At 64.2% G+C, this 21,100-nt stretch carries 18 protein-coding genes and 1 pseudogene; 11 read left to right on the top strand and 8 right to left on the bottom strand.

The genetic code is table 11. From position 1 onward, the window contains the following. Nucleotides 1-1,266 (bottom strand): PucR family transcriptional regulator, encoded by a 1,266-nt coding sequence (locus AC1MEY_RS16315; RefSeq protein ID WP_163923152.1) that lies wholly within the window; start codon nucleotides 1,264-1,266, stop codon nucleotides 1-3. 666 nt (nucleotides 1,267-1,932) lie between these two features. On the opposite strand from AC1MEY_RS16315, the gene AC1MEY_RS16320 reads away from it, so the two are divergent. From AC1MEY_RS16320 to AC1MEY_RS16340, 5 genes are read left to right on the top strand one after another with little or no spacing between them, the layout of a single operon-like run. Beyond that, nucleotides 1,933-3,129 carry a cytochrome P450 gene (locus AC1MEY_RS16320; protein WP_163923149.1) on the top strand — a complete coding sequence of 399 codons (1,197 nt, stop codon included), beginning with the start codon at nucleotides 1,933-1,935 and terminating at the stop codon, nucleotides 3,127-3,129. Nucleotides 3,130-3,171: 42 nt separating this feature from the next. Next, on the top strand, nucleotides 3,172-4,749 hold the full coding sequence (locus AC1MEY_RS16325; protein WP_163925118.1) for an MFS transporter: 1,578 nt from the start codon (nucleotides 3,172-3,174) through the stop codon (nucleotides 4,747-4,749). A gap of 53 nt (nucleotides 4,750-4,802) precedes the next feature. Continuing rightward, nucleotides 4,803-5,270, top strand: a complete 468-nt coding sequence (locus AC1MEY_RS16330) for a PaaI family thioesterase (protein WP_163925117.1) — start codon at nucleotides 4,803-4,805, stop codon at nucleotides 5,268-5,270. Nucleotides 5,271-5,276: 6 nt separating this feature from the next. Then, nucleotides 5,277-5,726, top strand: coding sequence for a PaaI family thioesterase (locus tag AC1MEY_RS16335; RefSeq protein WP_276078137.1), 450 nt, complete (start codon nucleotides 5,277-5,279; stop codon nucleotides 5,724-5,726). Then, nucleotides 5,723-6,613, top strand: a complete 891-nt coding sequence (locus AC1MEY_RS16340; protein WP_163923146.1) for an alpha/beta fold hydrolase — start codon at nucleotides 5,723-5,725, stop codon at nucleotides 6,611-6,613. Before AC1MEY_RS16335 ends, AC1MEY_RS16340 begins: the two co-directional genes overlap by 4 nt. Before the next feature lie 174 nt (nucleotides 6,614-6,787). Here the strand turns inward: AC1MEY_RS16340 and AC1MEY_RS16345 are convergent, their stop codons facing one another. Further along, on the bottom strand, nucleotides 6,788-7,495 hold the full coding sequence (locus AC1MEY_RS16345) for a TetR/AcrR family transcriptional regulator (protein ID WP_179973525.1): 708 nt from the start codon (nucleotides 7,493-7,495) through the stop codon (nucleotides 6,788-6,790). Between the two features lie 77 nt (nucleotides 7,496-7,572). On the opposite strand from AC1MEY_RS16345, the gene AC1MEY_RS16350 reads away from it, so the two are divergent. Next, nucleotides 7,573-8,448, top strand: a complete 876-nt coding sequence (locus AC1MEY_RS16350; RefSeq protein ID WP_163923142.1) for a metal-dependent hydrolase — start codon at nucleotides 7,573-7,575, stop codon at nucleotides 8,446-8,448. 244 nt (nucleotides 8,449-8,692) lie between these two features. Further along, nucleotides 8,693-9,617: pseudogene (locus AC1MEY_RS16355) on the top strand (ferritin-like domain-containing protein). A 583-nt stretch (nucleotides 9,618-10,200) separates the two neighbouring features. Here the strand turns inward: AC1MEY_RS16355 and AC1MEY_RS16360 are convergent. The 3 genes from AC1MEY_RS16360 to AC1MEY_RS16370 all read right to left on the bottom strand — a co-directional run bounded on the left by AC1MEY_RS16360 (nucleotide 10,201) and on the right by AC1MEY_RS16370 (nucleotide 14,394). Beyond that, entirely contained in the window at nucleotides 10,201-13,266 is a 3,066-nt protein-coding gene (locus AC1MEY_RS16360; protein ID WP_480226527.1) for an MMPL/RND family transporter, read from the bottom strand. After that, complete coding sequence (locus AC1MEY_RS16365) at nucleotides 13,263-13,697, bottom strand: DUF6188 family protein (RefSeq protein WP_163923136.1); 435 nt, start codon at nucleotides 13,695-13,697, stop codon at nucleotides 13,263-13,265. Before AC1MEY_RS16365 ends, AC1MEY_RS16360 begins: the two co-directional genes overlap by 4 nt. Before the next feature lie 91 nt (nucleotides 13,698-13,788). Continuing rightward, the gene (locus tag AC1MEY_RS16370) at nucleotides 13,789-14,394 is read right to left on the bottom strand and encodes a TetR/AcrR family transcriptional regulator (protein ID WP_163923134.1); all 606 of its coding nucleotides are present in this window, start codon (nucleotides 14,392-14,394) and stop codon (nucleotides 13,789-13,791) included. A 151-nt stretch (nucleotides 14,395-14,545) separates the two neighbouring features. On the opposite strand from AC1MEY_RS16370, the gene AC1MEY_RS16375 reads away from it, so the two are divergent. Both AC1MEY_RS16375 and AC1MEY_RS16380 read left to right on the top strand, forming a co-directional pair. After that, nucleotides 14,546-15,181 (top strand): TetR/AcrR family transcriptional regulator, encoded by a 636-nt coding sequence (locus tag AC1MEY_RS16375; protein ID WP_163923131.1) that lies wholly within the window; start codon nucleotides 14,546-14,548, stop codon nucleotides 15,179-15,181. Between the two features lie 455 nt (nucleotides 15,182-15,636). Next, nucleotides 15,637-15,819 (top strand): DUF2510 domain-containing protein, encoded by a 183-nt coding sequence (locus tag AC1MEY_RS16380; RefSeq protein WP_163923129.1) that lies wholly within the window; start codon nucleotides 15,637-15,639, stop codon nucleotides 15,817-15,819. A 541-nt stretch (nucleotides 15,820-16,360) separates the two neighbouring features. On the opposite strand, the gene AC1MEY_RS16385 is transcribed toward AC1MEY_RS16380, so the two are convergent. The 3 genes from AC1MEY_RS16385 to AC1MEY_RS16395 all read right to left on the bottom strand — a co-directional run bounded on the left by AC1MEY_RS16385 (nucleotide 16,361) and on the right by AC1MEY_RS16395 (nucleotide 19,953). Beyond that, a complete protein-coding gene (locus AC1MEY_RS16385) occupies nucleotides 16,361-17,710 on the bottom strand; it encodes an MBL fold metallo-hydrolase (protein WP_163923127.1) in 1,350 nt (449 codons plus the stop codon). Between the two features lie 23 nt (nucleotides 17,711-17,733). Then, nucleotides 17,734-18,507 (bottom strand): sulfite exporter TauE/SafE family protein, encoded by a 774-nt coding sequence (locus AC1MEY_RS16390; RefSeq protein ID WP_163923125.1) that lies wholly within the window; start codon nucleotides 18,505-18,507, stop codon nucleotides 17,734-17,736. A 66-nt stretch (nucleotides 18,508-18,573) separates the two neighbouring features. Then, complete coding sequence (locus AC1MEY_RS16395; RefSeq protein ID WP_163923122.1) at nucleotides 18,574-19,953, bottom strand: MBL fold metallo-hydrolase; 1,380 nt, start codon at nucleotides 19,951-19,953, stop codon at nucleotides 18,574-18,576. Between the two features lie 178 nt (nucleotides 19,954-20,131). On the opposite strand from AC1MEY_RS16395, the gene AC1MEY_RS16400 reads away from it, so the two are divergent. Beyond that, nucleotides 20,132-20,716, top strand: coding sequence for a rhodanese-like domain-containing protein (locus tag AC1MEY_RS16400; protein WP_163923120.1), 585 nt, complete (start codon nucleotides 20,132-20,134; stop codon nucleotides 20,714-20,716). A gap of 114 nt (nucleotides 20,717-20,830) precedes the next feature. Beyond that, on the top strand, nucleotides 20,831-21,100 hold the full coding sequence (locus AC1MEY_RS16405; protein WP_163923118.1) for a metal-sensitive transcriptional regulator: 270 nt from the start codon (nucleotides 20,831-20,833) through the stop codon (nucleotides 21,098-21,100).

The following is a 21,100-nucleotide window of genomic DNA, read 5'->3' on the forward strand; positions in this document are numbered from 1 at the left end:
TCAGGTCAGGACTGCGTCGCCGAACCAAGCGCACATGAGCAGTGCGAACTCGACGTCCAGTCGGTCATCGGCGAGGGCTCGGCCACGGCGCTCGACCGCCCGATTCACGCGGTATTTCACCGTGTTGCCGTGAATGTGGAGGTCCACGGCCGCGGCCTTGAAGCTGCCACCGGCGCGGAGAAACGTGCTCAGCGTTTCTCGCAAACGGCGATCCGATGTGCTGCTCGAAGCGAGTGGGCCGAGCACATCGTGGACCCAGGACTTCAACGTCGGGACATCGGCCAGCAGCATCGATGCGAGCGCCAGACCGGAGTCTTGGGCAGCGACGAATCGTCGGGTGCCGCCTTCGGCCACCATCGCGACTGCGCGCGCCTGTTGCGCTTGCCGGTAGGTCCGACGAAAGCCATCCAGCCCGCGAGACGGCGCACCGACCGCCATTCGCGGGCTCTCGCTGCAGGTTTGGGCGAAGGCGCGCAGCTGAGATAGTGAGCTGGACGGGTCGGGGACCGTCATCCACGCGCACGCGACGAGGCGGTCAATCGAGTGGTAGAGCAGTTGCTCGGCTCCAGCCGCGGAGGCCGCGTCCCGCGCGACACGCTCCAGGGCGATGAGCTGATCGGCATCGGCGCTCGCATCCTGGTTGAGCCAGACCAGGAGGGCCATATGCGTTGCGCTCAACGGGTACCTCATGGAGTACGAGGTCTCGGTCACGTCGATGTCGCGTCCGTCCAGGATGTCGCGGATGGCTTGTTCACGCAGACTCCGCCGGTTGTCGTCCCAGTGCGCGCGCTCGACCTGGTAGGTCTCCAGCACCTGTTCGGACATCCAGTCGATGTAGCGGAACGACACACTGGTGATTTGCTCGAAGAGTGCCAGTTTCTGTTCGGGGGGGAGGTCCGCGCTTCGCAAACCGGCGATGATGAGATTGAGCCCGTGTTGATGCCCGAGCCTGTAGGCGCGTAGCAGCGCGTTGACGGGGATCTCACGCTGCGCCATCCGACGCGCGTGTTCGAGGGCAGCCGTCGGCGCTTCGACGTGGTCGATCGGAATCGAGTAGCGGATGACGGATAACCAGGTGCCCACGTTCGCCGCGACGGTGTCGCTCAGCAAATCCCTGAGCTGCTGATCGGCCGTAAGTTCGGTGACCTGCTCAACGAGAAGCCGATGGATGGCCTCGGGTAGGCCCGTGACCAGGTCGCCGACGCGGCCGAGCAAGTCAGCTAATGCGGGTGCAGGGGCGCCTTCACCTCGCGACGAATCAAGCACACTAGGCACAGTAGTGCGCCCTTTGTCTCCGGGAGACAAAGTATGCCGAAAAGTTCAACGATGTGAGACCTACCGGGCCCGCGCAGTAAGTTCTACGGTCAGACCAGGCGATCCGCTCAACATGGAGCGGTCCGAGTGCTGACAAAGTGCAACTGAACGCCTACGCAGCTTCTGTCGCACGGCACTCACAGATGATGACCGCATCAAAAGGAGGAAGCGCATGGCCTGTCTGTTCGCACTAACTGTGTTGGCGATGCTGGCTACTGGCGTGGTGTCATTTCGAAGGTGTGCGCTCCAATCGCCCAGACGTGTCATCATCCTCGCCCCACTCAACCGACTCCTTGATCGTCTGGGCCATGATGCTGGGGCGCTGGCTCAAGCAAACGAAAGCCCGTCGCTCTAACTCAAACTCCACCGTAGGGCCGCGCGTGTCGTCTTGGACGAGCCCTACGAATCCAGATTGCGTCGTCGACAGAAGCGGCAACGCGTCGGCGAGTTTGCCAGCGCTCCAGCAATCGCGGCGACGGCATTGGTCTTGGTCGTCAGTACTGTCTCGGCTACAGATTCGTCCGGGTCAGATCTTCGGTGGAAACACACGTTGCCCACCTCATTCTCTGCGTTTAGACTCCGAGTCTAGACCGTCGTCATTCGCGGTAGGAGCTTCTTATGGTCGCGGTGCAGATCCGTTATGACCCGTTCGATGCCTCGATCCTCAGCGATCCCTATCCGACGTACCGGTTGTTGCGCGATACGGTTCCGGTGTACCGCGCCGAGGAATCACATACCTGGGTATTGAGTCGGCACGCAGACGTTCAGGCCGCAGCACTGGATCACGGCACGTACTCCTCGGTGGACGGGATATTCCCCACCCCGCCGGGATCGAATTTCATCGGTTCGTTCCTGCCGATGATGATCGTGATGGACCCTCCGCGACATGACCAGTTGCGCGCCCTGGTGAGCCGAGCGTTCACTCCGCGCAGAGTTGCCGGTCTACAAGACGCCATCACGCAGATGGCGGCGGAGTTGTTCGAGCGCCTCGACGAGGGGTCGGGGCGTGCGGACTTTGTGACCGACTTCGCCGCCATCTTGCCTGCGGCGGTGATCGCTGATTTGTTGGGTGTTCCCGCCACGGATCGTGATCAGTTCCGAGTGTGGTCGAGCCAGGTGGTGCAGGTCGACGTCAACCACGGACAAACCTCCGACGCTCTGGCCGCCGCCGCGGCGATCTACGCCTACTTCACTGACTTCCTCGCTGACCGCCGCAAGAATTCTCGCGAGGATCTGATGTCGGCGTTGGCGAATGCCGCGGTCGACGGTGTCGTGCTGACCGATGAGGAGGTCCTTGGGTTCTGCGCGTTGCTGCTCGTCGCCGGCTACGAGACCACTACGAATCTGCTGGGGAACTCCGCGGTCGTGCTGGCCCAGCATCGGCAGATCCGTCGGTGCCTGGGCGCCGATCGAACGCTGTTGGGGCCGGCGGTGGAGGAGTTGTTGCGTTACGACTCACCCGCTCAGGGTCTTTCACGAACCCTGACCCGTGATGTCACTCTGCACGGCACGACCATGCGCCAGGGCGAAAAGGGACTGCTGCTGTTCGGGTCGGCCAATCGTGACGAGCGTGCCTTCCCCGAGCCGGACGTCTTCGACATCGAGCGCCGCAGCGAGCACCAGGTGGCCTTCGGTCGCGGCATTCACTTCTGTCTGGGTGCGTCGCTAGCGCGGATGGAGACCCGGATCGCCCTGAATGCGTTGCTGGACAAGGTGCCTGACTGGGAGGTCGACCTGGACTCCGCGCGGCGGCTGCGGTCTGGGCCGATTCGTGGCTACACCTCGCTGCCCATTACGTGGACCACTGCGGTCTAGCCCGTGCCCGTCTTCGACGACATCGACAATGCGTCATATCCCATGCAGGCCGCCCGGAAACTCACGGGAGGCCAGAGATGGACGCTTGTGGTGTCGTGCCTGTCGGTGGCACTGGTCATCGGCTCAATGGCGGCCCTGTACACCTCGCTGCCCGACATCGCAGAGCAAACCGGCGCGACGCAAAGTCAATTGACGTGGGTCGTGGACGGCTACACCCTGGTCTTAGCGGGCTTGGTCCTCCCTGCGGGCGCCGTCGGTGACCGGTACGGTCGCCGGTTGGTTCTGATTCTCGGACTGCTCGTCTTTTCCGCGGCGTCGGTCATTCCGCTGCTCGTAGCAGATCCGTGGTGGCTGATTTCGGCGCGAGCCATCGCAGGGCTGGGTGCTGCGTTCGTGATGCCCTCGACGCTGTCGCTGCTGACCGCGGGATTCCCCGAGCATCAACGCGGCCGCGCCGTGGGGATCTGGGCGGGTGTCGCCGCATCGGGCGCCGTCGTCGGCGTCTTGTGCTCCGGGGCGCTGCTGGAGGTATGGACGTGGAAATCCATCTTCGTCGGTCTCACCGTCGCCGGTTTGGCATTGATGACTGCCGCACTCACCCTGCCTAAGACCGCCCAGGAAACCCATCCACCCCTGGACTACATCGGGTCGCTGTGCATCGCTGCTGCCGTCGGTGTCATCGTCATAGCCGTCACCGAGGCACCCTTGCGCGGTTGGACCGACGGGTGGGTGCTGGGGCTGTTCGCCGCCGGCGTCGTGGGGTCAGCGGCGTTCGTGGTCGTGGAGCTGCGGCGCGAGTACCCGCTGCTGGACCTTCGACTCTTCGCTGACCGAGGCTTCGGCAGCGGCGCGCTCTCACTGGTCCTCCAGTTTCTGGTCATGTTCGGGGCTTTCTTCCTATTGGTGCAGTACCTCCAACTCGTGGTCGGCTACGGGCCATTGCAGTCGGCGATGGCCCTCACGCCGCTGATCGTCCCGATCGTGGTCATCTCGCTGATCGCGCCGATGCTGGCCGAGCGGTACGGCCTGCGCGTGGTTACCGCCCCGGGCATGCTGCTCATCGCCGTTGGCCTTTACTTGGTCAGCCGCCTCGGTGTTGATGCGACTTACCCCGATTTTCTATGGCCTCTGCTGGCCATGGGCGCCGGGCTGGGTCTAGTCACCGCGCCAGCGACCACAGCGATCGTTGCCGCGACGCCGGTGGAGAAACACGGCGTGGCCGCCGCAGTCAACGATGCCAGCCGAGAGATCGGTGCCGCCATCGGTGTGGCGATCGCCGGCAGCGTGCTGGCCGCCGGATACACCAATCGCATCCAACCCGTGCTTCCCGCAGTTCCGCCGCCCGCGCGCGAAGCATTCGCGGACTCGCTGGCGGCAGCACTGCCAATCTCCGAGCAGTCCAGTCCCTCTGCTGCGCATCTCGCTGACATCGCCAAAGAAGCGTTCGCACACGGCAATAGCCAAGCCGCCCTTGCGCTTTCGGCAATCACGGCCATCAATGCGGTCATCCTCGCGATCTGGGCGCCGGGCCGCCCGCCTACAACCCCACGGCGCCGACCGTCGACCGAGACCAGCACCGAATCGCAGACCGACACCTCTACAGAATCGAGCACCGCGTGAGCGAGGCGCCAACCCTTGAGCCAGAGCAGTTGCCGCCGCACACCCCCACGTGCATGGGATGCGGCCCCGACAACCCCAACGGCTTGCAGATGACGGTGTTTCGATCTGGACAACACGTGTACACCGACCTGGTCTTCGACGAAAGGCACGGCGGAGCACCAGGTCTCGCGCACGGCGGTGCTATCTCCGCCGCCTGCGACGACCTGTTCGGCTTCACCCTATGGATCGCGGGCACCCCGGCAGTCACCCGCAATCTGGCTATCTCCTACATCCAACCGGTGCCATTGCATCAACCCCACCGCATCGTTGCCCGCGTCGACAACCGCGAAGGTCGAGCACTGCATGTCAGCGCAACCGGAACGGGAGAGGACGGTGTCGTGCGCTTCACCGCCACCGCGATGTTTGTCGCCGTGGATGTCAAGCACTTCGCCGCACACGGCGACCTCGGCGCGTTCGGCGACATGCTCGAGCGGTTCGCCGGCTCACGGCGGTCAACCGATGACAACGAAAGCGAGGCGTGACACGCCATGGTGACCGTGAAGTATGCGCAGTTCGATGAGCAGATCGCCACGCAGTTGCTGAAAACGGCGAACACAGCCGGAGGACTGTCAACGTTTCTGAACTTTCGGCACACCGAACTGACCGCCGGTCGGCTGGTGGCGGAGATGGAGACCCGCGACGATCTGCTGACACCGTTCGGCAACCTGCACGGCGGGTGTTTGTCCGCGATGGTCGACCACTGCCTCGGGGTGGTGTTCTATCCCGTCATTCCGGCAGGATCATGGGTCGCCACCACCGAGTTCAAGCTGAACTTACTCAGACCCGTATCCAGCGGAGTGTGTGTCGCGGTCGCCGACATCGTGTCGCTGGGCAAGCGCAGCGGGGTGGCGAGGATCGACATCACCAACGGCGACAAAGCCGTTTGCGCCGCGCAGGGCACCGTCACGATCGTGAACACCATGGGCAACGCGTCGTGACCTCCGCCGTGCAGCATCGGGTACGCACCGGAGACGGGATCACCCTGGCCGCCGACTACTACCACTACGACGGCAACCGTCCCGTCGTGCTGCTCCTGCACGGCGGCGGCCAGAACAGGCACGCCTGGAGCAGGTCGGCGCGTCGGCTCCATTCGTGCGGGTACTCGGTGGTCGCCTATGACACCCGCGGTCACGGTGATAGCGACTGGGACCCCGCCGGCCGCTACGACGTCGACCGGCTCGCGAGCGACCTCATCGCCGTCCGTGACCACTTCAGCGCCGATACTCCGCCCGCCGTCGTGGGCGCCTCCCTGGGCGGCATGACGGTCTTGGGTGCGCATCTGCTTGCACCCGCGGACTTGTGGGGGGCAGTAGTCCTGGTCGACGTCACGCCGCGGTTGGAGTTTGCGGGCGCTCGTCGTGTCGTGTCGTTCATGGCCGCCCGCCCCGAGGGCTTCGGCACCCTCGACGAGGCCGCCGAGGTGATCGCCGCCTACAACCCGCATCGCGCGAGACCCGACAACGTCGACGGCCTGCACAAGGTGCTCCGTCAGCGCCACGATGGCCGCTGGGTCTGGCGATGGGACCCGGCATTCATCCACTCCAACTTCGACTTCCTGCGCGACGGCGCCACCGAGGGAACCGAGCAGTTCGACGCGATCAGCGATCTGCTGATCGACGGAGCCCGACGCGTCACCGCCCCCACACTGCTCGTACGCGGACTGCTGTCCGACGTCGTCTCCCAGGCCACCGTCGACGAGTTCACCCAACTAGTCCCGCACTCCGAGACCGTCGACGTGTCCGGCACAGGTCACATGATCGCCGGTGACGACAACGACGCCTTCACCGCCGCGGTCACCGATTTCCTCGACCGCAACACGCCGTGAAGACCCGACTGACTGTTGCGATGGGGTTAGCCAGGCGCAGTTGGCCCCAGGGCTTTGAAGTAGACGTTGCTACCGCCACCAGTGCTGTCGGCATCCCACCATGAACCCGCGGGGTCGAGTCGGATGAAAAGTCACCGGTTTCGATCAATCGTGCAGCACTAGTCAGTCGATACGTTAAATTTCTTCGCCGCGATCTGCGGTTCGACCTGCGGCACTGGCGATCGTCGCCGCGACCGGGGTGTGCGCCTCCCCTGCATTCTGCAACAACACGTAACCTCCGAGGCTGCCCAGAAACCCTGCACAGTGCCCGACGAGTTCGTCAGTAGTGAAACTCAGCTCGCCGTCGAGTCGGCGGCGCAGAATTTCGAACAGCCCTCCAACCCCCAGTGTGGAGGCCAAGTGGGCAACGCCCACTGCCGAGTCGGCAATGTCGAGGTGGAGTCTGGCCTCGCGCAACACGAGGTCAGTGAATCCGGCCAACATCTCACTGCGCAACTCCCTGAGCAGTGGCTCGGTCGCGGATTCAACGAACAGTATCCGGGCAAGCCCAGGGTCGTCGTCGATCATCCGGATTAGGGCGCTGATCGGGCCATACGCCAAGACTGCGGGTTCGGCGTCGGAGTCGGGAATTGCTTGCTCTATGACGTCGTAAAACGTGCCGTAGACCTGCCGATAGACCGCCCGCAACACCGCGTTCCGGTCAGAGAAGTGTTGATAGAAGTAGCGTGACGTGACGCCGGACTTTGCGCAGATGGCAGTGACGGTGGCGGCTGCAACACCACGTGTGCCGATTAAGTCAACTGCCGCATCGATGAGACGTCCTCGCCTGTCTTGGCGCCGCTCGTCCGCAGACATCCCGCTGTACACCCGCTCGGAACGCATGAGTCAAAGCTTGCCATCCCAATCTGACTAGGCATAAAGTCACATGATCAGGCTGTCCATCACGACGGGAGCTATCAATGAGCAGTGAGCCGAACGCACGACCACCGGCGCGGGTGCTACCGAAGCCTCGACGCGTCCGTTTCGCGATGCCCGCAGCGACCAAACGTCAGCACTTCGTCGACGGCGACTTGGTGATGAGCCATTTCGTATCGACCTTGTCGGCGACATTCCCGGAGGGGGAGGATTTTTTTATCCGGTCAGTGCGCGAGTTCCGGGACCAACTCAGCGATGCCGATCTACGTGAAGCGGTGAAGGGATTCATCGCGCAGGAGGCGACCCATCGGCATCAGCATCGACTTCTGAACGATCGACTCCAAGCGATGGGCTATCCAACCGACGGGATCGACCGTCACACCAAGAAGTTGGTCGGCCGACTTGAGAAGCGCTTCTCTCCTGCGATGCGGCTGAGCGTGACCGCGGCCCTGGAGCACTACACCGCCACGTTTGCCGAGATCATCCTCACCAGTGACGAGGCTCAGGGACTGATCGGCCACACCGAAGTCCGGTCGATTCTGCTCTGGCACGCATTCGAAGAATGCGAGCACAAGGCAGTCGCTTTCGATGTCTACACGGCCATCGGAGGCGGCGAACGCACCAGAGTCTGGGGAATGCGGCTCGCCACCGTAATCCTGTTCGCGGAGTTGGTTGTCCAGACGATTCGCTCGTTGGTGGGCGACCCAGCCGCATACAACCCGAGACGCATCCTGACCAGCCTTCGCGCCTTCCGTCGTTCTCCACTGTTCAGCTCGGCCGCCATTGAACGTTTTCGTTCGTACACCCGCGCCGGATTCCACCCCGACGACTGGGACAGCACCGAAATTCTCGAACGCTGGACCAGAGAACTATTCGACGCCGACGGAACGCAGCGAGTGACCACCGGCGCTGGCCCGTAGCCCGTCAATGGCAGAATGAATTGCCCGCTGCGGACGCCATGGTGACCTTTCCGGGTAGCCGATTCCGGGCATTGGTGCGTCATCGGATTCTCTGGCGCGCAAGCTCTTTCGTGTCTTTTTCTGAACGGCGCCCAGATCCCGTCGTTCTTCAAACGCGCGGTGTCTGCAAGTTGTACCGCGCACTCGGGCTGGGCGAGCGTATCGCCAGCTAAGCCTTTCCACGAGAGTCAAGGAGACATGTCCAATGGCATTCAAGTACAGCGACATGCTGGAGACGATCAAGAATCGGCAGTGGGCGCTGGCCGACATCGATTGGGATGCGCCGGGCGCCGATGCGATCACCGACGAGCAGCGGCCCACCCTGAAGCAGTTCATGTCTGATGTGGTGTGGATAGAACACGTCGGAGCACGCGCTTTCGCCGCCATGGCGCCGAAGGCGCCGTTCGATGCCCTAGGTGACATTTACAAGTACTTTCACGCGGAGGAGCAGCGGCACGCTAACGCGGAGCTCGCCCTCATGAAACGTTGGGGAATGCTTGACCATGGCGAAACTCCTCAGCCGAATAAAAACATTCGCCTCGTCATCGAGTGGCTCGACAGATACGCCGAGGCCCTTCCGCTGACAGTGATCGGAGCGGCGATTCCCGCGTTGGAGACTGCGCTTGACGGAGCACTGCTCAAGTTCCTGCTCGACGAGGTGGAGGATCCGCTGTGCGCCGAGGTCTTCAACAAGGTCAACAGCGACGAATCGCGACACCTAGCAGTCGGATTTCAAGTCCTGAACGACCTCGGCGCCAGCCCTCTGCGCATTCATGCGATTCAGACAATAGGGGCGCTTGTCGACCCCAGAGTTCTTGTCGGCGGCGTCCTGTACGTGCCGCTGCTTACTAGGATGCTGACGAATCTCAACGCCATGGGACTGTCGGGAGGAGAAGTTGTACAGCGCGGTGATGCGGTACGAGAACGTAGGGGACCGTAGTGAGTACACGCGCCGCGTTCCCGGCTACCACATCCTAAAGGCCCACATGTCCGCGAGCATAAAGCGTTCCCAGCCATTGCATTACATTTCACAGCGGTTGGGCACCGCGATCGACCACTTCCCCACGGCGGTGCTCGGTAAGCCTCCATCGTGGACCGAAGAGCTGACCTATGAACCGGTGGCTAGATGACGACACCACGACCGTGTCGATAGTCGTTTGCGGGTTTCGACGGCCTGGGACCGCAATTCGCCTGCTAGAGCGAGGCATTGGGGTTTCGTTCTACTCGAGCCTGCGGACCTGGCGGGACCCCACATATCCCGGCGCTGCGTGTGATATCCCATCGCGCGCGCTTCAGAGTACGGGCGATGTGCCGGTAGTAGTTTCTGGTCAAAAGCCGTTGGACGCGTACGGATGTCGCCAGCACCATCAATGGCGCCAAGGTTCCACCGCCGTTGGGCCGTCGCGCGTGGGTCCTGTAACCGTAAAGTGCCGAGCTTTTCGTGTCGCCACGAACTGTTACTTCGCCCCTAGTCGTGTCGCTATACAGCGCCGGTCGCGATTTACTGCCCGCCAGAGCCAAATGTGCAATCGTCCGCTTTCGGCACCTGGCCATCGGGGCGTTGCAACCACACCTCGCACGCTCGCGCGGCCGTCCTGTGGGTGGGTTTGGACCCGAGGTGTCCTTGTAGTTCGTTCACCAGCTACGAGGGGGGATGCGACGGCGGTGTAAGAACACATCTACTGACAGCGGCCGGTTAGCCGATTGCAGGCGCTAGTGGGATCGTGTGGTGGCGGGGCGTTGCGGCCACCAGCTGGCCTCGCGGAGCAGGACGGCGATGGCGGGGACGGTGAGCGTGCGCACGACGAAGGTGTCGAGCAGCAGACCACAGCCGATGATGAACCCGGCCTGAATCATGATGGCGATGGAGCCGACCATCAACCCGAACATGCTGACCGCGAAGATGATGCCAGCTGAGGTGATCACCGAGCCGGTGCTGGCCACGGTGCGAAGCACCCCGACGCGGATGTTGCGGGTGGATTCCTCCTTGAGACGCGAGACCAGGAGCATGTTGTAGTCAGCGCCTACGGCCACCAGAATGATGAACGCCAACAACGGCACAGGCCACGCGATTTCGTAGCCCAGGCCCCACTGGAACACCAAGACTCCGATGCCCAGCGACGCGGTGTAGTTGAGTACGACGGTGCCCAGCAGGTAGAGCGGGGCGAGCAGTGCACGCAGCAGCAGCACCAGGATCATGCCCACGATGAGCAAGGTCGCGGCGGCCAGCTGGATGAAGTCGGCGGTCAGGAGGCGCTGAATGTCGGAGTTGACCGCGGGAAATCCGGCGACCGAGACGCGGGCCTGCGCCAGGGAGGTGTTGGGCCGGGCGGCCTCGGCGACGGCGACCATCTCATGGGACAGGTGCATGGCGTCCGCGCTGTAGGGGTCGTTGCTGGATTCGATGAGGAATCGGGCGGTCTTCCCGTCACGGGAGAGGAATTGTTTGGCGACGTCGGCGAACTGCCGGTTCTCGAAGGCGTTGGGCGGCAGGAAGAAGCCGCTGGCGGTGTCGGAGCCGGTGCTGGCGCGCGCCGAGTTCTGCAGTTGGGTGGCGATCTGGCTCATCCCGCTGAGCATTTCGATGTTGCTGTCGGCCAGGGTGTGCACACCGGTGGCGAGCGCTCGGGCGCCGGAGGCGAGTTGGCGGATGCCGTCTTGGAGTCGGCGGACGTTTCCGGCCAGGTCGGCGGGGTCACCGAGCGCACCGAACGCGTTGTCCAACGAGGTGACGGCGGTCTGGACGTCGGCCAGGGTATCGGCCACGGATGCGTTCTGGCCGACGGTGTCGCCGAGCCCGGCGACCTGGGTGAAGAACCCGGCGTTGCGTAGCGTCGTGAGGACTTGGACTTGGTCGCGAATTTGGGCGCACTGCGGTGTGGTCGCGCACCACGGCGAGGTGTTCAGGGCGCCCACAAGGGGGTCGATCGTGGCGATGGCGCCGTCGGCCTGCTCAGCGAGTGGGCGCAGCCCAGGGCCAGAACGCAGCGCCTGGTCGACGGCAGGTGCGGTGGCCGAGAGTTGCTTCAACAGGGGCCGGAACTGGTCCACCTGTTGTCCGGCGCTCTGGGCCTGGTCGAGGATTCCCGTCAGTGGCGTCAGGGCGGTCCGCAGGGTGGTGTCGAGTTGGGCGAGGCCGCCGGCGAGTTGGTCCGCGCCGCCGGTGAGCTTGGCCAGGTCGTCCTTGCGGGCGCTGCCGTCGTCCACTGCGCCGGCCATCTTGTCGCCGATTTGTCCGTTCTGCCAACCAAGTTGCGCTTGCTCCAGGCGTGCTCCCGCGGGGCGGGTTACCCCGGACACCTTCGTTACCCCGGGGATCTGCGCGATGCGCGACGCCATCTCGTCAAGGTCGGCCAGTCCCTTGCCGGTGCGCACGTCAGTGGGGGACTCCACGACGAGGAATTCGGAGATGACGATGTCCTTGCGGAAGTGCCGGTCCAACAGCTGGTACCCCTGGTTGCTGGCGGTGGTGTCGGGTTGTCCTTTGCGGTCGTCGTAGCTCAACGTGATCGTCGTGGCGACCGCTGAGAATGCCAGCAGGATGGCAAGGCTGACCAGCAGCAGCGGCACGGGCTTGCGCACCACGGCCACGGCTACCGAGTTCCAGTAGCGGCGCGTGCGGTCGGACTTGGGTTCGCCGATGCCGCGTTTGGCCGCCAGGGACAGCACCGGCGGCAACAGTGTCACGGTCGCCACGAACCCGACCAGCACAGCCACCGCGCAGGCCGGTCCCATCCCGGCGAACACGCTCAAGTTGGCGAACACCATCGCGGCGAACGCCAACGCGACCGTGGCGGCCGAGGCCAAGATGACGCGGCCGATGCTGGCGGTCGCGTGCTCCACCGCCTGATCGGGGGCGACCTGCGCCCGGCGCTGTTCGTGGTAACGGCTGATGAGAAAGACGGTGTAATCGGTGCCTGCGCCTAGCAGTATCGCCGTCATGAAGGCCACGGTGAACTGCGACACCGGCATACCCAGCTCGCCCAGCGCGGAGAGCACCCCCCGCCCCACGGCCAGACTGATGCCGATCACCAGCAGAGGCAACAGCGCGGTGAACACCGACCGGTAGACGATGAGCAGGATCAGCGCGATCAACCCCGCGGTGGCGATGGAGATGAACAGCAGATCGTGTTCGGCCTCGGCGATCTGATCGCTGAACGTCGACGGCGGACCGGTGACCTTCGCCGTCGTCGACGAACCGTCGAACACCTCGGCGACGATGGCGCGGACCGCGGTAACCGACTCGGCGGCAGCGGGGTCACCGAGCGTGCCGGCCACCCCGACCGGCAGATACCAGGCCTTGCCGTCCTCGCTGAGCGCCTGAGTCGCGGTCACCGGATCAGCCAGCAGGTCCTGAACGAGAAGCACGTGGTCGGTGTCGGCACGCAGCCGCGACACCAGATCGGTATAACGTTGCCGCGCCGACGGCGTCATGCCCGACTGGTCCTCCATCGCCACGAACAACATGGTCTTGGAGCCCTGCTCGCCGAAGGCCTCGCTCATCCGGTCGATGGTCTGGAAGGACCCGACGTCGCGCGGGATCAGCTGCACCGACTGTTTCTGGACCACAGTCTCCAGTTGCGGAAACAGCAGGGCCAGAATCACTGCCAGTCCGACCCAAGCGCCAATGACCAACGCCTTGTGCCGCACCGTGAAACGGGCCAACGCGCCGAGACGCTCGCTGTACTCCCCGGACGTCCTCGCTGCCGATAAGGCGCGTTCGCGGACCCGATTGGCGGCGAGGTCGTGCGCGTCCGTTTCGTTATCGTCGGCACTCAAGGGCGCACCGCCGGGCGCTCCGAAACCAGGTCATCCTCAGGCAGATCATGGCGCACGACGCGAACCCGGCCACCAGGTAGACAGGCCATATAACCGTGGCGCTTGCCGTACAACTCCCACGCCGTGAAACTCTCATCGGCGGTCACTGTGAAGCCATAGCCGTTGGAGAACTCGACACGCAGAGTGCCGTCGTCGTCGCAGGTGGCGCGAGTGCAGACGCTCCCGGCGAAGTTCAACAACGAGCGCTGGTAATTCGGCACGTCATTCGGATCAACGAGCACGTCTTCTGCCGGATAAGCCCCCACCGGAGGGAGTGACAAGCGCAGTGGACGCGTGATGACCAACTCGTTGTAGTCCTCCAGATTGAGCACCAGACCGCCGACCAGGCTGACGCGCTGGACCTCGCACGCTTCGATCCACTGGGTGATCATCAGACCGCCTCTCGCCGCCAATTGGGTTCCTACGATACTAACAGTATCGCTGCGCTACCGATAGTAGCGTTCCGTCCAAGTCGCCGTCCGGTCACGCCTGTCGCGACTCTGCGTTCTCGATGACCAATCCGATGCTGCGCTGTAGTCGGACGGCGATATCGTCTGCGGAGGTGCCGTGCCGGACCCATGTGATCAGGCTGGCGAGCCAGACGTTGCCGACGATGGCGGCGATTCGGTGTTGCCTCGGGTTCGGTTCCCCGCCGGCGATCGCCAGCCCGATCAGGTGCTCGATGACCGCCTCCGCGCGGTCCACCTCGGCGCTCGCGCTGCCATCGGCGCTGACGAACGCGCGGGTCACGGCCGCCGTCAGCGCCGGCCTGGTCTGCCATTCTCGACAGAGGCGCGCACTCAGGTGCTCCACCCGCAGCCGCGATGATCCCGCTGTGGCGGTCCAATCTCGTTCGGCTCCAATACGTTCGAACTCACGCGCCAGGATGGCCACCAGTACGTGCGCCTTCGATGGGTAGAGGCGATAGAGGGTGCCGACCGCAATCCCGGCGCTATCGGCAACTGCGCGCATCTTCACCGCGTCGTAGCCGCCACTCGAGGCAATTGTCGCGGCGCAGTCGAGGATGATCTCGCGTTTACGGACCGACTCGGCCCAGCGATCCTCTTTGATCGATCCGGTTGTCATCATCGGCAATCCTCGGCCTGTGAGGGCAGGCCCGGGGGCGGACGCTGCCATGAGCAACGATCACGGCGGGACGCGCAGTATCGCTACGCTACTGTTGGTACCATAACCCGATGCGAGTTGGAACGGCCGGACCAATCAAACGACGGACACGGCGTTGAGCGAAGACGCGTCGCCCGACGACGACGCCGATCCACGCCGCGCGCGGTCACGAACCCGTCTGCTCGACGCCGCGGCTCATCTGCTCAGCACGGGCGGAGTCGAGGCGGTCACGATCGAGGCGGTCACCAAGGCCTCTAAGGTCGCGCGAACCACCCTCTACCGCCATTTCAACAGTTCCTCCCACCTTCTCGCTGCCACCTTCGAGCGACTCCTACCCCAAGTCACACCACCGCTTACGAGTTCACTTCCCCTGCGGGAGCAGCTGATCGGACTACTCACACGTCAGGCAACCTTGTTCGCCGAGGCGCCCCTTCACCTCACCACCCTGGCCTGGGTCTCCTTGGGGCCCACATCGAGCAATGGTGACGACGCAGGGCATACACAATCGCTACGAACGAGGGTGGTCGACCAATACCGACAGCCGTTCGATGCCATCCTCCAGAGCCCCCAAGCCCGCGACGAGCTGGACGACTTCGACGTCGAACTCGCCATGTGCCAACTCGTCGGACCACTGGCGTTCGCGCGCATGACGGGACTCCGCACGATCAGCCGTCACCAATGCGAAAATATCGTCGACGACTTTCTCAAGGCCCACCGACCCATACGCTCAGCCGGCGAGCCTCAGCCGTAATCCCTTACCCGAGTCAATTCAGGTTGTCATTGGGTGCCTGGCATCTGACCGGTGATAAGTAGAACGGCAAGTGTCTCGCTTGCCGAGGAACAAGACAGCTTCGAGAGCACTTTTGCTCAACCTTCAAACCCACGTCGGGGTGTTTCAAATTCGCTCATACACGTGTCGCAGACTTTCGTGTCAGAAGACTTGAAGACAATTGTCGTTTTTAACGATCCTTCACAACCGGATGAGCACCGCCGGTCTGGACCGTGACGTCCGGAAGGTCGTACTTCATGCGGGCAATCTCTCCTACCGTTGGTCTCTTCGGATTGGACTCTTGTAGTGATGCCTCAACTGGCTATCACCCCGCTACGTTGGAGGTCGAGTCGCAATACGCCTGCACCTGCCCCGCACCCTTATCGGGGCCCCCGTGCAGCGCCGCAGAGGCACGGCGGTTTGGGGGCGGGGTGCCGATGACCGTGCAGGCTGCCTGGTATTCCGATCCGTGGGGCACCGCGGAATCACGCTGGTGGGATGGCATCCGATGGACAGGCTGGACGCATAAGCCTGCCATTCCACCACCGACGAACCAGAAGTCGTGCCAACGATTTCGCCAGGCAAGGCAATTGTGCCGGAGCGTGTTTAATGACGCCTGAGAGCGCGTTAGCTAGGCTGCTGGGCCAGGCTCACCGCATCGCAGTGATCGACGTATAGACCACCGGTCTATATCGGACGGATCTGGTAGAAGGGGTCGCTGTCATCACAATGAATGCGGCGACGGGGCCGGTGATCGACGAGTTGGAAACTCTGGTCAACCGACTACGCGATCCCGAACCCACGTGAATTCACGGCGTTACCGCGGCCTTGCATCGATGCGCCCCCGTTCGAAGAGTCCCCGGGGATGAGTCCATGATCTCGGGACTCGTCCGAAATCAGCCCACTCGTAGCAGACTTCGAGCGCGCGCCGCGCGACCCGCCGTGACTCGCGTGACAGCTCAGCCCGCGGCGGCGAGTTGCGCGAGGAACGCGAGGTCAAGGAATGCACTCCGTCTTCTCATTTCGGCCCTCACCGCGGTACGTGCCAGGGGTCTTTCTTCGCCGTCCAACTCATACGCAGTTCGCGGAGCCCGCCCGGGTCTACAGCTGAACGAAGACGACATAGGCCATGAAATAGCGACTGTCTCGTCGCCGAGGCGATCATCGAGCGGTGAGGCCCTGCTCGCCGGCCTTGGTGAAGGCGTCGTCGATCAAGACGACGTCCACACCGGCGCGGTCGAGCAGCGACGCTGCGATGGAGGCGCGGTAGCCCGATCCGCAGTGCACCCAGACGGGTCCGGCGGGCACGCCATCCAGGCGGTCCGGCAGTTCGTGAAGGGGGATGTTGGTGGCGCCGGAAACGTGCCCTTCGTCGTACTCGCGACTTTGGCGCACGTCCAATATGGAAGGCAACCCGGAGCCGAGTTCTTGTGCGAGGCGGGCGAAGTCGGCGACGGGATAGGAACCGAGTCGACTGCCGTCGGCCAGTGTGTCAATGCCTTCGGTGGCCGCGCCGGTGAGCCGGTCGACTCCGATGCGCACCAGTTCCCGTTTGGCCTCGGCGACCTGTTCGGGCGAGTCTCCGATCACTGTGATCGGGGCGCCCCAGTCGTAGAGCCAGCCGAAGTAGCTGACGAATGAGCCCGACAGTTCGAACCCGTAGGTGCCGGGTAGGTGTCCGGCGGCGAATGCTGTGCGGGTGCGTAGGTCCACGACCCATTCGCCGGCGTCGATCCGCCGGCGCAGCTCGGTGGGGTCGATCGGTGCCGGTGGCGTCAGGTCCACTGGTGCGGGTCCTTCGCTGTTGATGACACCCATGTGGGCGTAGTACGCCGGGTAGTCCGACAGTCCTGCGAGTAGTTCGTCGACGAAGCTCTGCTCGTCTTTGGTCAAGGCCGGGTTGGTGTTGCGCTGCTCCTCGATGGTCGAGGAGTCTCCGGATGCTGGTGTAGCCGAGCAGAAGCTGCCGAAGCCGTGGGTCGGGTAGATCGCAGTATCTGCGGGCAGGCGGTCGGCGAGTTTGTGCACCGATTGGTACTGGGCGTGTGACAGTTCCTCGGTGTCGTCGGGTCCGATGAGGTCGGTGCGTCCGGTGGTGCCGTAGAGCATCGAGCCTCCGGTGAACACGCCGTGGACGGCGCCGGCGTCGTCGCGGAGCACGTAGCTGACGTGGTGATGGGTATGGCCGGGGGTGTGCAGCACTTCCAGTTGGATCGGTCCGGCGTCGATGATGTCGCCGTCGGCCACCGGGCGGCGGCTGTAGTCGACGTCATCCCCGGCGGGTACCGCGTAGTCGGCGCCGACGGTGCGTGACAGTTCCAGTCCTCCGGTCACGTAGTCGTTGTGCAGGTGGGTCTCCAGCACGTGAGTGATGCGGACCTCGTTCTCTTCGGCGAGGGCGAGTATGCGGTCGATGTCTCGTTGTGGGTCGACGACGACGGCGATGCCGTGGTGGGTGATCAGGTAGCTGCGGTCTCCGAGTCCAGAGGCTTCGATGATCGAGACGTCCATGTTCTGTTCCTTTGATCGTTGGGTCAGTTGAGGATGAGGGTGTCGACGAGCACGTAGGCGGCGACGGCGAACACCAGATAGGCGAACCAGCGCTGTAGCCGGGTGGTGTCGGTCTTGGTGCCGAAGTATCCGGCGACCAGTGCGGTGGCCATCGCCGCGGCGACGAAGGCGGCGGTGACCTGCCAGTCGAAGTTGATTCCCTGGAGGTGAGAGAAGACGCCGGTGACGGAGTTCGCGATGATGATCAATAGCGACGTGCCGATGGCCGTGGACATTTCGACGCCGAGGACCACCACTAGGGCGGGGATGATGAGGAATCCGCCGCCGACGCCGAACAGCCCGGTGAGCAGTCCGACCAGCAGGCCGGCGCCGATCGATCGGGGTGCGCAGCGGCGCCAGTTGACCTGGCCGGCGTCGATTTTGCAGGCCGTGCCGGTGGCGCCCTGGTCGGCAAGCATGCGGATACCGGCGACCACCATCACGACTGCGAAGCCGATCATCAGGACCGAGTGGGGCAGGTGAGCGCTGATGGCGCTGCCGGCAACCGTGGCCGGTATACCGGCGGCGGCGAAGATCCCGGCCATGCGCCACCGCACCTGCTTGGCGCGGATCTTCGGCAGCACCGCGACCGCCGAGGCCGCGGCGACGACGATCAGCGAGATGGGGATGGCCTGCTCGACGTCGAAACCCATCCCGTAGACCAGCGCCGGAACGGCGAGGATCGACCCCCCGCCGCCGAGCAGCCCCAGCAGCACGCCGATCAGCGCACCGAACGCCAGGCCTACCGCGAACGCCATGACAATTCCCCTACCCGTTTGATCGGCGGTGCAACATCGCGTGAAGTCCTTGCTCGAGCAGTCACGTCAGACTGCGGCGTGGGCGTCGGCCCACGCGTTGTAGCCTCCGAGCAGGTCGGAGACCTGCCCAATGCCGTTGGCGCGCAGCAACGATCCGGCCACGCTGGAACGCCAGCCACCGGCGCAGTGCACGACGATCAGCTTGCCGGTCGGCACCTCGCCGAGGCGCAGACGCAACTGGGCAAGCGGGATGTGCAGGGAGTCGGGGATGGCGCCGCCCTCGCGTTCACCGGGGTTGCGGATGTCGATCAGCGTCACTGCGTCTTCGGCCAGCAGCTCATCGAGTTCGGTGACCGTGGTGCGTGGTGCGGCCTGCACGAGGTCGGCGAGTTCGGCCGGGAACTGCCCGTCGCCGGCCACGGTGAGGTAGCCGATGGCTCCATCGGAGCCGATGCGTGCCAGGCGCAGCGCGGCCTGCTGCTCGTCACCCGGATAGGTGACCAGGGCGATCTGCTCACCGACGTCGGCGACCATGCCGCCGGTTTCGGCGAACCGGCCGTCGAAGCCGACGTTGACCGTCCCGCGCAGGTGCCCGGCGGCGAAGTCCTCGACGCTGCGGGCATCGAGCACCCGCACCCCCGCATCGAGCGCAGCGCGGATCTGCTGCGGTGTCATCTCGGGCACGGTGCGGTCCGCCTGCAGTAGGGGGTGGATGCGCTTGTTCATTGCCGCGTCGGAGGCGAAGTACGCCGGTGCGGCGGGCTGGCCCGCGGTCAGCATCGCGACGAACGCTTCCTCGGTCATTGGCTGCACCGACGGATTGCTCGCCCGCTGGTCCCCGATCGTCGACGTCAGCTCTGTCGAGAGATTCTTTCCGCACGACGAGCCGGCGCCGTGGGCAGGCATCACCGTCACGCTGTCGGGCAGCGTCATGAGCGTGCCGTGCAGCGTGCGGTACATCGCCCGAGCCAGGTGGCTCGTCGAGCTGTCACCGATGTTCGCCAGGTCCGGACGGCCGACATCGCCGATGAACAGCGAGTCCCCGGTCAGCACGGCCACCGGCTCGGCCCCGGCACGCTCGCGGACGAGCACGCTGATCGATTCCCAGGTGTGGCCCGGGGTCGACAAGATCTCCAGATCAACCTCGCCGAGAGACACGTGCTCGCCGTCGGCCAGCCGGCGGATCGGGTAGTCGGTCTCGGCGACCTCGCCGAAGCCAATCCATGCGTCGGTCGCATCCACCAACTCCAGGTGGCCCGACACGAAGTCGGCGTGGAAGTGGGTGTTGATCACCCCTTCGATCGTCAGCCCGAACTTCTTTGCGTCGGCCAGGTAATCGCTGATGTCACGGCGCGGATCGACCACCACTGCGCGGCCGGTGGTGTCGTCGCCGATCAGGTACGACGCGTGTGAAAGGCACTCGATGTAGTACTGCTCCAGGATCATTGGACTTCCTCTCAGTCGTGTCTCGGGCTCTGGCCCATGACGGCCCGCCAGACATTCCTACAATACCCCCAGGGGTATAAATTCCCGGTCTGACGAATACCCCTCTGGGTATGCTAGCGTCGAAGGCAACGATACCCCCATGGGTATCTTCAATCAACCGATAGGTGGTCCCTGATCCATGACGAACACGACGATCGACGCCGCCGAGCTGCAGGAACTGCTCGCCTCGGCCAATCCGCCGCGCCTCGTCGACGTCCGCACCCCCGCGGAGTTCGAGACCCTGCACATCGACGGTGCCTACAACGTGCCGCTGGACCTACTGCGGGAGCATCGCGACGACATCGCTGGCCACCTCGATCAGCAGGTTGTCCTGATCTGCCGCTCCGGGCAACGCGCCAATGAGGCTGAGCAGACGTTGCGGAAAGCCGGTCTGCCGAACGTTCACATCTTGGCGGGGGGCATTACCGCGTGGGCGGCCCACGGATTCGCCGTCAACCGCGGCGCCCAGCGCTGGGACCTGGAGCGGCAGGTACGCCTGGTCGCCGGGCTCGTCGTTGCCGTCAGCATTCTCCTGAGCGCATTCGTTCCGCACGTGGAGTGGATCGCCTTCGCGATCGGCGCCGGCCTGACCGTAGCCGCGCTGACCAACACCTGCGCCATGGGAATGCTGCTGGCCCGGCTTCCCTACAACCGCGCCGGCGCCACCTGCGATGCCGCGACGATCACCGGTCAACTCGGAGAAGCGCCACGCGCGCGAAGCTGATCGCCGCGGAGACACGCCCTGCCAGCGGGAATGCCATGAGAGGTCGAGTAGTCGACTTGAGACGTCATATACCCCCTCGGGTAATATGGCGCAGGGGCGATGAAAGGAAATGCCATGGTCGGCGACCAAGAAGCCATCGATGCGGTTCTCAACCGGCTGCGGCGGGCCCAGGGCCAGCTCGCCGGTGTCATCTCGATGATCGAGAACGGCCGCGAATGCAAAGACGTCGTCACTCAGCTGGCGGCCGTGTCCCGTGCGCTCGACCGTGCCGGTTTCAAGATCGTCGCCACCGGATTGCGGGAATGCGTTACCGGTGAACAAGCTGGTGCCGACAAACCCATGACCGAAGCCGAACTGGAAAAGCTGTTCCTCGCGCTGGCCTAA

The organism is Mycobacterium sp. PTI7, assembly GCF_056679845.1.